General features: G+C 46.4%; 13 protein-coding genes. 7 read left to right on the top strand and 6 right to left on the bottom strand.

Annotation, left to right across the window (positions count from 1 at the left end):
- Window positions 1-59 precede the first annotated feature (59 nt).
- The 4 genes from ilvE to acuI all read left to right on the top strand — a co-directional run bounded on the left by ilvE (window position 60) and on the right by acuI (window position 5,538).
- Window positions 60-1,004, top strand: coding sequence for a branched-chain-amino-acid transaminase (gene ilvE, locus AC4MRV_RS20070; RefSeq protein WP_491189077.1), 945 nt, complete (start codon window positions 60-62; stop codon window positions 1,002-1,004).
- A gap of 12 nt (window positions 1,005-1,016) precedes the next feature.
- A complete protein-coding gene (gene ilvD / locus AC4MRV_RS20065) occupies window positions 1,017-2,858 on the top strand; it encodes a dihydroxy-acid dehydratase (RefSeq protein WP_491189076.1) in 1,842 nt (613 codons plus the stop codon).
- A gap of 3 nt (window positions 2,859-2,861) precedes the next feature.
- On the top strand, window positions 2,862-4,391 hold the full coding sequence (gene ilvA, locus AC4MRV_RS20060) for a threonine ammonia-lyase, biosynthetic (RefSeq protein ID WP_491189075.1): 1,530 nt from the start codon (window positions 2,862-2,864) through the stop codon (window positions 4,389-4,391).
- Between the two features lie 166 nt (window positions 4,392-4,557).
- Entirely contained in the window at window positions 4,558-5,538 is a 981-nt protein-coding gene (gene acuI, locus AC4MRV_RS20055) for an acrylyl-CoA reductase (NADPH) (RefSeq protein ID WP_491189074.1), read from the top strand.
- Between the two features lie 61 nt (window positions 5,539-5,599).
- Here the strand turns inward: acuI and AC4MRV_RS20050 are convergent, their stop codons facing one another.
- Together AC4MRV_RS20050 and AC4MRV_RS20045 are read right to left on the bottom strand one after the other, a co-directional pair.
- Entirely contained in the window at window positions 5,600-6,541 is a 942-nt protein-coding gene (locus AC4MRV_RS20050; protein WP_491189073.1) for a LysR family transcriptional regulator, read from the bottom strand.
- A 149-nt stretch (window positions 6,542-6,690) separates the two neighbouring features.
- Window positions 6,691-6,882, bottom strand: coding sequence for a hypothetical protein (locus AC4MRV_RS20045; protein ID WP_491189072.1), 192 nt, complete (start codon window positions 6,880-6,882; stop codon window positions 6,691-6,693).
- 138 nt (window positions 6,883-7,020) lie between these two features.
- On the opposite strand from AC4MRV_RS20045, the gene tusA reads away from it, so the two are divergent.
- The 3 genes from tusA (at window position 7,021) to AC4MRV_RS20030 (ending at window position 8,911) form a co-directional block, all read left to right on the top strand.
- Entirely contained in the window at window positions 7,021-7,269 is a 249-nt protein-coding gene (tusA, locus tag AC4MRV_RS20040) for a sulfurtransferase TusA (protein ID WP_491189078.1), read from the top strand.
- A gap of 98 nt (window positions 7,270-7,367) precedes the next feature.
- A complete protein-coding gene (gene opgC, locus AC4MRV_RS20035) occupies window positions 7,368-8,477 on the top strand; it encodes an OpgC domain-containing protein (RefSeq protein WP_491189071.1) in 1,110 nt (369 codons plus the stop codon).
- Window positions 8,477-8,911 carry a DUF2141 domain-containing protein gene (locus AC4MRV_RS20030; RefSeq protein ID WP_491189070.1) on the top strand — a complete coding sequence of 145 codons (435 nt, stop codon included), beginning with the start codon at window positions 8,477-8,479 and terminating at the stop codon, window positions 8,909-8,911. The genes opgC and AC4MRV_RS20030 overlap by 1 nt, the downstream gene beginning before the upstream one ends.
- On the opposite strand, the gene AC4MRV_RS20025 is transcribed toward AC4MRV_RS20030, so the two are convergent.
- The 4 genes from AC4MRV_RS20025 to AC4MRV_RS20010 all read right to left on the bottom strand — a co-directional run bounded on the left by AC4MRV_RS20025 (window position 8,908) and on the right by AC4MRV_RS20010 (window position 13,307).
- Window positions 8,908-10,233 carry a helix-turn-helix transcriptional regulator gene (locus tag AC4MRV_RS20025; RefSeq protein WP_491189069.1) on the bottom strand — a complete coding sequence of 442 codons (1,326 nt, stop codon included), beginning with the start codon at window positions 10,231-10,233 and terminating at the stop codon, window positions 8,908-8,910. The two genes, AC4MRV_RS20030 and AC4MRV_RS20025, sit on opposite strands and share 4 nt — an antisense overlap.
- Before the next feature lie 105 nt (window positions 10,234-10,338).
- The gene (locus AC4MRV_RS20020) at window positions 10,339-10,599 is read right to left on the bottom strand and encodes a hypothetical protein (protein ID WP_491189068.1); all 261 of its coding nucleotides are present in this window, start codon (window positions 10,597-10,599) and stop codon (window positions 10,339-10,341) included.
- A gap of 178 nt (window positions 10,600-10,777) precedes the next feature.
- Window positions 10,778-12,451: an ABC transporter substrate-binding protein gene (locus tag AC4MRV_RS20015; protein ID WP_491189067.1), complete on the bottom strand. Its 1,674-nt coding sequence runs from the start codon at window positions 12,449-12,451 to the stop codon at window positions 10,778-10,780.
- 298 nt (window positions 12,452-12,749) lie between these two features.
- Window positions 12,750-13,307, bottom strand: coding sequence for a TMEM165/GDT1 family protein (locus tag AC4MRV_RS20010; protein ID WP_491189066.1), 558 nt, complete (start codon window positions 13,305-13,307; stop codon window positions 12,750-12,752).
- Between the last annotated feature and the right edge of the window lie 481 nt (window positions 13,308-13,788).

Here is a 13,788-nt window from a genome sequence, read left to right as displayed (position 1 = left end):
GTGACGAACTCCCAAATAACAACCTACAACAAAAGATTTGTGCATAAGGAAGGCAATAAATGGCTACAAAAACAGCAGATTACATTTGGTTTAATGGTGAAATGGTTCCTTGGGCTGAGGCAAACGTCCACGTTTTGACCCATGCTATGCACTACGGCACTTCAGTATTTGAAGGCGTACGATGCTACAACACACCAAAAGGCCCAATTGTCTTCCGTCATCTAGAGCACGCAAAACGTCTTAAGGACTCTGCAAAAATCTATCGCTTCCCAATCCCTTACACAGTTGAGGAAATCATGGAAGCAACGCGTGAAACGCTACGCCAAAACAAACTAGACAGTGCATACATTCGTCCACTTGGTTTTGTCGGTAACGTCGGTCTGGGTGTATGCCCACCTGTGGGTACTGAAATGGACCTAATCATTGCAGCCTTCCCTTGGGGTTCATACCTTGGTGAAGAAGCGCTAGAAGCTGGTGTAGATGCGATGATCTCAAGCTGGAACCGCGCTGCACCAAATACGATTCCTACTGCCGCAAAGGCAGGTGGTAACTACCTATCTTCACTACTAGTCGGTGGCGAAGCTCGTCGTCACGGTTACGACGAAGGTATCGCACTAAGCGTAGATGGTTACCTATCTGAAGGTGCAGGTGAGAACATCTTTGTAATTAAAGATGGCGTGATCACTACTCCACCAGCAACCAGCGCCATCTTGCCTGGTATTACACGTGATTCAATCATGACTATCGCTCGTGATCGCGGCTATGAAGTGCGTGAAGCAAACATTGCTCGCGAAGCACTTTACCTAGCAGATGAAGTATTCATGACAGGTACTGCAGCAGAGGTCGTTCCTGTTGCAACTATCGATAAAATTGAAGTCGGCACAGGTAAGCGCGGCCCAATCACTAAAGAGCTGCAAGAAGCTTACTTTGGTCTATTCAACGGCACCACTGAAGATAAGTGGGGTTGGTTGGACTACGTATACCCAGAAGACGCGGCAAAATAAGGAAGTAGTAAGATGCCTAAATACAGATCAGCAACCACCACTCATGGTCGCAATATGGCCGGTGCTCGCGCCCTTTGGCGTGCAACTGGGGTAAAAGACGAAGACTTCGGTAAACCAATCATCGCTGTCGTGAACTCATTCACGCAATTTGTACCTGGCCACGTTCACCTAAAAGATATGGGGCAATTGGTTGCAGGTGAAATCGAAAAAGCTGGCGGTATCGCCAAAGAATTTAACACCATCGCCGTTGATGATGGTATCGCGATGGGCCATGGCGGCATGCTTTACTCGCTGCCTTCACGTGAGCTTATCGCTGACTCAGTAGAGTACATGGTTAATGCACACTGTGCCGATGCGATGGTATGTATCTCTAACTGTGACAAAATCACTCCGGGAATGCTGATGGCGTCAATGCGCCTAAACATCCCTGTAATCTTTGTTTCTGGTGGTCCGATGGAAGCGGGTAAAACCAAGCTTTCTGACCAAATCATAAAACTCGATCTTGTAGATGCCATGATCCAAGGCGCAGATCCGAAAGTCTCCGACGAACAGAGTGAGCAGATCGAGCGCAGTGCTTGTCCTACTTGTGGTTCATGTTCAGGTATGTTCACGGCAAACTCGATGAACTGTCTAACTGAAGCACTAGGCCTTTCTCAGCCAGGTAATGGCTCAATGCTAGCAACGCACGCAGACCGTGAGCAGCTGTTCATCAACGCAGGTAAACGCATTGTTGAACTAACTAAACGTTACTACGAGCAAGACGACGAATCTGCATTGCCACGCAACATCGCAACATTTGATGCGTTTGAAAATGCCATGGCACTAGATATCGCGATGGGTGGCTCTACCAACACTATCCTTCACCTACTTGCAGCAGCGCAAGAAGGAGAAGTTGACTTCGATATGGAAGATATCGATCGCCTATCTCGCCAGGTTCCTCACTTATGTAAAGTGGCACCATCAACCCAGAAATATCACATGGAAGACGTACATCGCGCAGGTGGTGTGATGGCGATTCTTGGTGAACTCGACCGCGCAGGCCTGCTTCATAATGAAGCTCGTACGGTACTTGGTCTTTCAATGAAAGAACAGCTCGCGAAATACGACATCATCCAAACTGAAGACGAAGATGTATTAAAGTTCTTCCGCGCAGGCCCTGCTGGTATTCGTACGACTAAAGCATTCTCTCAAGATTGTCGTTGGGACCGCCTTGATGATGACCGTGCTGAAGGTTGTATCCGTACCAAAGAAAATGCCTTTAGCCAAGAAGGCGGCCTAGCAGTACTTTCAGGCAACATTGCGCTTGATGGCTGTATCGTTAAGACAGCAGGCGTTGATGAAAGCATCCATAAGTTCACTGGCCCTGCGGTAGTATTTGAAAGCCAAGAAGATGCGGTTGAAGGCATCTTAGGTGGCAAAGTCAAAGCCGGCGATGTAGTCGTTATTCGTTACGAAGGTCCTAAAGGTGGTCCGGGCATGCAAGAAATGCTTTACCCAACCACTTACCTAAAATCGATGGGGCTTGGTAAAGAGTGTGCACTACTGACTGATGGCCGTTTCTCGGGCGGTACTTCTGGCCTTTCCATTGGCCATGCCTCTCCAGAAGCAGCAAATGGCGGTGCGATCGGCTTGGTGAAAGAGGGTGATATGATCGCCATCGATATTCCTAACCGTTCAATCTCTCTAGAAGTATCTGAACAAGAGCTTGCAGAGCGCCGTGCAAAACAAGACGAGCTAGGTTGGAAGCCTGTTGACCGTCAACGTGACGTTTCATTTGCACTTAAAGCGTACGCAAGTATGGCGACCAGTGCTGACAAAGGCGCTGTACGAGATAAATCTAAGCTAGAGGACTAGCTTATGACTCTGACGAACCAAACTGGCGCAGACTATCTGCGCCAGATATTAAGAGCTCCAGTCTACGAAGTGGCAACGGTAACGCCACTTCAAGAGATGCCTCGCTTGGCAGCTCGCATTGGCAACAATGTACAAATCAAACGTGAAGACCGCCAACCGGTGCACTCGTTCAAGCTGCGCGGTGCTTACAACATGGTGGCGAGCCTCACGGATGAGCAAAAAGCAGCAGGCGTAATTGCGGCATCAGCAGGTAATCACGCTCAAGGTATGGCGCTGTCTGGCACCAAGCTAGGTATTAAGACCACTATTGTGATGCCAAAAACCACCCCAGACATCAAAGTCGAAGCGGTTCGGGGGTTTGGCGGTAACGTGGTTTTACACGGCAGCAATTTTGATGAAGCCAAAGCTGAAGCAGAGCGCTTGTCTGCTGAGCATGGTTACACCTTTGTGCCACCATTCGATCATCCACTTGTGATTGCAGGTCAAGGTACGATCGGCATGGAAATGCTGCAGCAAAATGGTCACCTCGATTATATCTTCGTGCCTGTCGGTGGCGGAGGTCTTGCTGCAGGTGTTGCGGTACTGGTGAAACAGCTGATGCCTGAAATCAAAGTGATTGCGGTTGAGCCTGAAGATTCTGCTTGTCTAAAAGCAGCACTAGATGCGGGTGAGCCAGTCGTACTCGACCAGGTTAGCATGTTTGCCGACGGTGTTGCCGTTAAGCGCATTGGTGAAGAGACCTTCCGTTTGTGTGAAAAATACATTGATGGTCATATCTCTGTTTCCAGTGATGAAATCTGCGCCGCAGTTAAAGATATCTTTGAAGATACTCGTGCGATTGCTGAACCTTCTGGTGCGTTAGCTTTGGCGGGATTGAAGAAGTTCGCCGAGCAAAACCAACTTAAAGATAAGCAGTTAGGTACAGTACTTTCTGGTGCCAACACCAACTTCCACGGTTTACGCTATGTTTCAGAACGCTGTGAGCTAGGTGAAAAACGTGAAGGCTTACTGGCAGTAACCATTCCTGAACGCCAAGGCGCCTTCTTTGAGTTCTGTAATCTCATTGGCGGCCGAGCCGTCACTGAGTTTAACTACCGTTATAACGATGACGCGTTAGCTAATATCTTTGTCGGTGTTCGCCTGCAAGGCGGTCAAGAAGAGCTGGATAACATCATTCATGATCTGCGTGAAGGTGGCTACCCAGTGGTAGACCTTTCGGACGACGAAATGGCGAAACTGCACGTTCGTTACATGATCGGTGGTAAACCGTCTAAGCCTCTAAAAGAGCGTTTGTACAGTTTTGAGTTCCCTGAATACCCTGGAGCTCTGCTGAAGTTCTTAAGCACGCTGGGAACGCACTGGAATATCAGCCTATTTAACTACCGGAACCACGGTGCAGACTATGGCCGTGTCCTGTGTGGTTTTGAGCTTGATGAGTCTGATCTCTCTCAGTTCTCTTCTCACTTACGTGAGCTGGGCTATCAATGTAAGGATGAAACCGACAACCCGTCGTACAAATTCTTCCTCTCTTAAAGCAAAGCCAGTCATCAGACTGGCTTTATTCATTTTGGCCACATGCATCAAGTTAAAATGCGTGATGCGCATACATATAATGCTAAAGTTTCATTTTAGTCATATCCATTTTAGGTCTACACTCAGATCCAGTTTTTAAATTGCTGCTCTATTTGTGGAGATCACTATGTTTAACGCACTGATTCTAAACCAAGAAGAAAAACGTACTATCGCAACCATCGAACAGATTGATGAAACGCAACTGCCAGAAGGCGAAGTACTGATCGATGTTGATTACTCATCACTAAACTACAAAGACGGTTTAGCAATCACAGGTAAAGGGAAAATCATCCGTAACTTCCCTATGGTACCGGGTATCGACCTAGCAGGTACTGTAGTGAGCTCAGTAGATGACCGTTACCAAGCAGGCGACAAAGTTGTGCTTACTGGCTGGGGTGTGGGTGAGAACCACTGGGGCGGCATGGCACAGCGTGCACGTCTAAAAGCAGATTGGCTAGTGCCACTACCGAAAGGCATCGACAGCAAAAAAGCAATGATGGTCGGTACTGCGGGCTTCACTGCAATGCTGTGTGTTCAAGCAATCATTGATGGTGGTGTGAAACCAGAAGACGGCGAAATCCTAGTCACTGGCGCAAGTGGTGGCGTTGGCTCAGTAGCGGTGACGCTTCTTTCAACGCTAGGCTACAAAGTGGTAGCTGTTACAGGTCGTATTGAAGAAAATGGTCCACTACTTGAAAAGCTTGGTGCGAGCCGCATCATTGAGCGTGGCGAGTTTGAAGAGCCAGCGCGCCCACTAGAAAAACAAGTTTGGGCAGGTGCGGTTGATACTGTTGGCAACAAAGTGCTCGCGAAAGTTCTCGCTCAAATGGATTACAACAGCGTAGTTGCAGCATGTGGTCTGGCTGGTGGCTTTGACCTACCAACAACAGTAATGCCATTCATCCTACGTAACGTACGCCTACAGGGTGTGGATTCCGTCATGTGTCCAACAGATAAGCGAATCGCTGCATGGGAAAAACTGGTTGAGCTACTACCAGAAGCCTACTTCGAGCAAGCATGTACCGAAGTTGAATTAGCCGAAGCACCAAAATACGCAGAAGATATAACTAACGGCCAAGTAACGGGGCGCGTTGTGATTAAGCTGTAATAAACGCTACACAGAAAAAGAGCCAGCACCTGTAATGCTGGCTCTTTTACATTTAGCCTGTTTAGTCCAATCCAATATCGTCAATGCGTTTAGCAATCAAGCGACTGCACTCTTCCTTTACAATTCCTCGCAGCCACTCCTGAGCCGGAGAATGTTCACAACGCGGATGCCAAATCATTGAGTAATCAAACGGGGTGAACTGGAACGGCAATGGTTTAATCGCCAGGTCATAACGTTCTGCCACTAAGTACGCTAAGTCAGCAGGTACGGTAATAATGATAGGCATGGTATCGACAATCGCTAATGCCGCTTCCAAATGATAAGCACGCAGCACCATCTTACGTTTTGGTTGATCGATAAGAGCTCCCTCAATCAACGCCTTAACTCCATCGCTAATCGCTATCATCGCATGCGGATAAGTCAGGTAATCGGCCAAACTCATCTCTTCGCTGGCTAATGGATGCTGCTTAGAGAGCAAACAAAGCACCCCTACTCGGCCTAAGATCTCGCTACGTAGAGGCTCAACAGGACCAATCGGGCGACAAATGGCTAAATCGGCATTTTCGTAAGTAAGCTGATCTGCCAAGCGGTCATGCTGCAAGGGTAAAAAGTTAAACGAGACGTTCGGCGCTTCTTGATAAATACGCGGCAGCGCAAACGGCAAAATGGTTTGCATCGCGTAATCGGTCGTGGCTATGGTAAACGTCTGATCGCAACTTTTCGGGTCGAACTCCAATGGGGAAAGCAATTGTCGTAAAGATTCTAAAGGCTCACCCAAAGACCGATCAATTTCCAGAGCTTTCTCCGTCGGTATTAAATGCTGTCCTTGGCGAGTAAATAAAGGGTCTCCTAACAAGTCACGCAGCCGACCAAGTACTCGGCTCATTGCCGATTGACTTAGATTTAAACGGTTTGCCGCTTTGCTTACACTGCACTCTTCGATTAAAACACGCAGTGCCACCAGCAAATTCAGATCACGGCGATAGATGTCTTCTAGTTCCACGTTCTGCCAAGGTAGTTAGAGTTGGATGCAACATTGTACCTTTTTCAGGCAAAAAAAATCCCGCTTTTCAGCGGGGAAGCCCAAGAAAACTGGGGATAGTGTCGGAATGTAGTTGAATGTAGTGACAAGCGCGGACAGCAGTTGGAAGTCTACTGGCCGTTCTCCTGCTCTTCAGATGCGCTCGGCCAGCGATGCATCTCGAGCCAAATCCCTACAACCGTCGCTCCCATACCAAGCAATGGCATAAAAGATGACGATTCAGATGGTGAACGTAAAACAAGAGCGCAAAAAGAAATAAAACACAGCACTGAATAGATAGTTAGCCGATCTAAAGCTGTCATAAGATTCGCTCCCCGTTTTAAATGTTACCAACTTGTTAACTAAGTTAAAACAAAATGATCACTTTGCCAAGGGGTTATTGAATATTTTTTCTCCAGCAGTATCATCTAGGCCCAATTGAGGTAAATATAGATATGACCATGACATTCAATCCAGAGCAGGCAGATAAAACACTAGAGGCAGAAGGATTACGTTGCCCAGAGCCAGTAATGATGGTCAGGAAGACAATTAGAACCATGCAAGATGGTGAAGTTTTGTTGGTAAAAGCAGACGACCCTTCAACCACTCGAGATATCCCTAGCTTCTGTCGTTTTATGGATCATCAGTTAATTGGTTCACAAACAGAGGCGTTACCCTACCTGTATCTCATCAAAAAAGGGCTTAGCTAAGCTAACTGCGAGATCGCACTTCATCAACTCACCACACAATTAGTCAGTTTTTAATTTTTCCTCCCTTCTAAGCTAGCAGTATTAAGGGAGGAAACTTTATGCAACGTAATCATTCCATTGATGCGATTCGCGGCACTTTACTGCTGATCATGTCTGTTAACCACTTTATATGGATTACCGTGGGTTGGGCAGATATTCAATACTTTACTCTTCAACCGCTCGGACAAGTCGGTGCAGCGGAAGGCTTTATTCTCATTTCAGGCCTAATGGTTGGGCTAATATACTCGGCTTATGATCGCCAAGTGACCCGCCAAAAACTTTTCCGCAGAGCTAAGCAACTCTATTTCTATCACATGGCTGCTATTGTCGGCTTACTGATCATAGCGTCGCTACAAATCTCACTAGAGCCTTCAATTCAGGCCTTTTACGACACGACATTCCCTGGTCTAACGGAGAACAAACTGCTTGCGGTCGCGGCAAGTGCCACTTTGATTCACAAGCCAGCGTATTTCGATATTTTACCGATGTACATTGTTTTCCTGCTACTTGCTCCGCTCGTCCTAACCCAATTGCAAAGCGGTCGTACGACCCAAGTGCTACTGGTCAGTACTTTGCTTTGGCTGTCGAGTCGAGCGATTAACCTGTCTGAGTGGCTCACTCCGCTTTTCCCTGATAGTGAACTCAATACTGGCTACTTCAGTTTACTGGCTTGGCAATTGATATTTGTTATAGGCATCACCTTGGGATACTACGCTAAGCACCAGACGATAAACTGGTTTAAGTATCGCTCTGTCACGGCTGCAGTAGCTGTCATCACAACGATCATTTTCTTCCTCAATCGCAACGTATTGGCCGAGTATGGGATCCACAATGGAACACTGTACGAACTCGCAGATAAGCCGCTCATCGGCTGGTTAAGAGCCTTTAACTTGATGCTATTGGTCTACTTATTTTCTTGGCTATTACACTGCAAACCCAATGCGCTCGCGTTTAAGCCACTGGCGCTTCTTGGCCGCTATTCCCTACACGTTTTTACTTGGCATTACGTGGTGATTTTTGCTTTAGCACCATTTGCATTAGGTCACTTTAACTTCCAGCCAAATTTCAACCTCTGCTTAGTTGCTGTCGCATTGTTGCTCTTTATTCCGCCACTCATTAAACAGCGACAACAACAGCTCAATCCATTAAATCTGACAAGGAGTTCCTAATGAAAAGAAAACTGATTGCCCTAATGGTGACCTCTATAGCATTAATCGGGTGTAACGAGAGCGAAGACGTCACCATAGACGCGAGTAAAAAGCATGATCTGAAAGTGACTGTCACAGGTATCACCGAAGAGGGCGGAAATCTCTATATTGGAGTGCGAGATAAACACAGTAATGTGGTCGCGGAACATATGGCGCAGGCAGTTGCAGCATCGTCATCAATCCTGCTTAAGCAAATCCCTGCTGGAGAGTATGACATTTTTACTTTTCAAGATATTGACGGGAATAATGAGCTGACCATGGCCGGTATGATGCCAAAAGAGCCGCTTGGCTACTCTGGCAATAACATTCTGACAGGTCCACCCCAGTTCTCTTCGACCAGTTTTAAACTGACTCAAAATAGCGAACAAACCGTCACGTTGTTTGATTATCGCTAACGCTTAGAAACCGGGATAAGCAGTTCAATATGCCACTCTTGTCCCGGCAGTTCTTCTGCGCGGGTTAGCCACTCAAACCCTTGACGCAATACATACCCCACCTCGTGTAAGTGAGAGAAGTAAAGGCTATCTAGGTCTTCGCCAATTTTCGCCAAGTTTCCCTGCAAAACACACTTTAAGATCATGCCCGACGCCACAAAGGTTGTACCACCACCTTCTAGGGTAATCCGGCTCACGCGATAATCGTGGCTAGGAGTGTAATCCGAGCTCATCGGTCGCCCAATCAGCAACTTTTCAGAACCTGAGTTTAGCTTAGGTAATGATGTTCTAAAGTGGTTTAACACAAACGCCAAACGTTGGCTTTTCTCCACACAAGTCTGCGGGATATCCAACCCTTCAAGGCGACCAGAAAAAGATTGCTCATCCATTCGAGTAAGCAACTGAATCGACGAGGGCAGCGTTGCTGGCCCTGCAAAGCTTCTGAGTTCGACCCAAAACACTAGCTCTCCTTCGCTATCCATTTGCCAAATGTAGGGTAAACGCTTAAGAGTCAGTTTACGTGGGATACAAAAGACTTGGTTGAGGTAGACAAATAGGGCCTTTAGAGGTGGGTTGTGGGACAATTGAAAACGCCACATTTTACGCTGTGGCAGATCGATCCGAGCCATAGGGAGTGGTGAGCCTTGCCTTTCCCCATTGCACACCGCCAGCATCTGAAATTGACCGGATCTTACCGAACAATTATTACGGTATTCCAACGTATAATAGTCCCGTTTCTCATGTCGCCAGTCCGCGGTCGCCTCAACAAACGCTTGCCACATCTGCTCAACTTTATCGCCAGTCTCTTTTTCATCAAAAAAAACCGAAGCAAAGTCACTGGTCACGCCATAAAAGGTGTCTGCAGGGAAAATCACTTCCTCAGGTGGACAAGATTGCATTCGCTGAAAAAACGTTAAGTAGCTAATATCAATTGGCGGCACACCGAAGTACTTGGCCAAGGTTGGGTTGCGTTTAAAATGCTTTGGAGATATGAGGAAGTTTTGTCTAACAGCGCGATACAAGGCTTCTTGCGATTCAAACCCGTAGTCGAGCGCAATATCGAGCACGTTTCGCTCTGAGCACGCCAGCGCCTTCATCGCTAACGTCAGCAAACGCAAGCGGTAGTAACGCCCCAGAGGAATCCCCGTATAGCGTTTAAATTCATGCTGAAGGTGCCATCGACTGACGTTTAAAGTGTCAGCAAGTGCGTTGATCTCAAGCTTGCGCGGTAAGCGAGTTTCAACGGTTTCGACAATACGTAAAATAAAACAAAACTGGCGCATGACACTAGTTGTAACAGCCCCTTCGAGCTGAGCAATACTAGTGCCGACAGTTTACGTTCCACTTCAAAAATTGGATAAAAAAAGCAGCCCGACGGCTGCTTTCAATTATTCATCATATTCTAAGGTGCGGACTTCCGATTGGAGCTTGTCGAGCTGTTTTCTCATCGCTCTCATCTCTTCATGCATAGGGATAATGTGTGCAACGCGAATCCACGCCTCTACTGTCAACCCAGTTAAAATAAATGTCCCGGCGACAATGGGTAACCACATGTCGGTGAGCACCATTGCTAGTAAGCATAAGGCGAGACCAAAGGTGAACAAATAACTCTGACTTTTTGGGGTCATCCCCATGTAACGTGTAAGCATAAACTTGCCCTCTCGCTATCATCCACAAGATTAAATTAGCATGACAGCTGTGACACTAATATGTCAGCGATCACGACTTCTACCAAATCTACTCAATGCGTCACGAAACTTGCTTTCCCATTGAAAAATAAAGGCCCTAATCGAAATCAGGGCCTTGAAGATTGGCGTGCTCTTGCCGCTAGCTACGAGGCTTTAGATCAAGCACATGCAGTAAGCGCTCAGGCGTGCCTTCCCAAATCATCGGGCGCCCTTTCGGGTTATCCGCATTCCACCAGCCAGTAAAGCGGGTCGTATTGTATTGGTAGAAATTCGGCCCAGACAACACAGGAACCGTGACCTGATTTTCAGCAATGGTCTTTTGAATTGAGTGAGCGATGGCTCTCTGCTCTTTAATGTCAGCCGTCTTATAGAAACTATCCAACAAGTTATCTAACTTATCACTCTTCCAGTGGTGCATCGCAAATCGAGGCATTCCTTCAGATGCTTGCAAGCGTGAGTGGTAACCACTGTCCCAATATTTGTGCGGGGTAGGTCCATGGAAGTAGTTGGTATACGCAATGTCGTAGTCTGCCCCTAACATACTCTTGTTGTAGATTGAAAAATCAGGCGTACGTGCTTTGACCTTAATCCCAACACTGACGAGCTGCTCTGCGGCAAGCATTACCGTGTTATTGAAATCAGTCCATCCTTGCGGAGACTGAATGCTCAATTCAAATTTTTCACCCGACGGAGACTCAACAAAGCCATCATTGTCGATATCTTTATAACCCGACTTAGCGAGTAACGCTTTGGCCTTCTCAGGCGAGTAAGTCATAAATGGCTTGTACTGGTTATGCACTTTTTCATCTGACCAAGCTTCAAACGCATAGCCCAAACCAGAAGCAAAGTCATTCAAGACCGCATTTCCGTAGTTGGCGATATCAATCAATGTCTGGCGGTCGATCGCCATAGAGAAAGCACGACGGAAATTAATATCGTTCAGCACCGCATGTTTGACTTTATCTTTCGATGCATAGTTAAACATAAATGCTTGGGTCCCTGCGGGTGGGTACCAATAACCATGGTTATTTGACGCTTTCATGTAGGTTTGGTCAATATCAGGAACAAAAGATCCAGCCCAGTCGATGCGCGAGTTCATCAACTCAGCGAGCACTTGGTCGTTGTGATTCATTTGCGGGACGCGTAAACAGTCGACATCTAGGTTCGCTTGATCCCAATAGTGCGCATTACGACACTGAAGAAATAGTGTTGAAGTAAATTGAGGCAGCTCAGTAAATGGTCCTGTACCAACAGGGGTTGGGTTCATGAATGCGGCAGGATCCTCAATGGACTTCCATTGATGTTCAGGGACAACAGGCACTTGAGCGATCTCATAACCGATATTGGTATTCACCTTGTCTAGATTAAAACGCACCTGATATGGCCCCAATTTCTCAACCGACTTAATTTTGCTGTTGATACCACGATCATCGATGTTCGGGTTTTTACGCACAAGGTCAAAGGTAAATAATACATCATCGGCATCGAAGGTTTCACCATCTGACCATTTCACTCCTTCGCGAAGGTCAAAAGTGATACTCAGCAGATCATCACTCATCGCATACCCCGTCGCAAGACGGTACTCAGGAACATTACCTTTTAACTCGTTAAAGATAACCAAAGGCTCAAAAATAAAGTCTCTAGCCGTATGCAAACGAGAAACTGCGTATGGGTTAAAGTTTCGTATCAGATAAGGGTTGTGATTAGGAATGATCGTCAACTTCGACATACTGTCTAAGTTAGAGTCAGCCAAAGAGTGGGTGGAAAACGCCAATGTTGAAGTAATCAGAATAGATAGAAGTTTTGTTTTCATGACAATACCTTACGAGTAGAGATGCATAAAAACTAACCGGACTATCGCCTTGCTTCAATATGGATAAATTTTTATATAAAACAGAAAGTTGCAAAAGTAAAACAAACTCAGACTGTTTAATAATTAAGCAACCACAATATCATCAAGATAGAGTGCGCTTTGCGTGTCATATCATCAATTTGAGTCGTGCTTGAAGGAAACTTACCACACTTTTCAGCGACATCAACAAGACGCCAATCAACGAAAATGCGACCAGATTAAAACTCTACCTGGTCGCCAAACTGAAAAATACCGACGCTTAAGAGAAAACGGCAGCTGCGACAGCCAAAGCAACAAACAGCAATGCAGTCACTTTTCGGATCAAGCCAAGGGGCATCTTATCGGCGGACAATTTGCCAATCAGAACTACCGGAACATTGGCGAGCAGCATACCTATCGTCGTACCTAGAATGACCCAAGTTAAGGCATCGGAGTATTGAGCTCCTAAGATAGAGGTGGCAATCTGAGTTTTATCGCCAATTTCCGCAATGAAAAAAGCAATAAAGCTGGCAACGAACGGGCCACTATTGGAGATCTCTTCATCGTCATCCAGTTTGTCTGGAATCAGAACCCAAGCCGCCATGGCTAAAAAGCTGACAACGACCACCCATTTTAAGACTTCTGGAGAAAGGTAATCCGCAACCACGACCCCGAGCCATGCAGCTAAAGCGTGGTTGGCAATAGTGGCAAAAAAGATCGCTGCAATAATGGGAATGGGTTTACGGTATCGACTCGCCAGTAGCAAGGATAGCAATTGGGTCTTATCGCCAATTTCTGCTAAGGCTACGGTAGTAATTGAAATAGCTAAAACGCTCACGACATGCTCATTGGGGCAGGGATTATAGTTTTTTAACCAAAGACAAACCTCGCGCCCCACCCCGGTTCACGATGTTTATCTAAGGTCTTGCTAAGCTCATGAGCATGAGCCTCGAACGCCATGGTGATTTTGCACCAATTATGTTGACAGACGAACCTGATAAACTTGGCATCTATCAAGTAAGCTACTCCCCAAAGATGGCTGCATTTTAGCCACCTCATCACAACATCTCAAGCTATAAAGTCATCAAAAACTCCCTTTTAGGAAAATTTGGACGAATAAGCCATTAAAAATCCACTAAAGGAGAATTTTGCCTAGGAATTAATCAAGATTAGCTCTACTCCCATGCCAAATATCTGGGTATACTTGATTGTTATTTTTCTCTGTTTTAGACAGACCTTTTACTCAAAGAATTGCGCGAATTACTATGCAAAAATACGATATCAAAACCTTCCAGGGAATGATCCTCGCGCTGCAGGAT

This window comes from Vibrio sp., from assembly GCF_984391705.1.
Note: the sequence above shows the minus strand (reverse complement) of the source record. Positions and strands in the feature narration are given on the sequence as shown.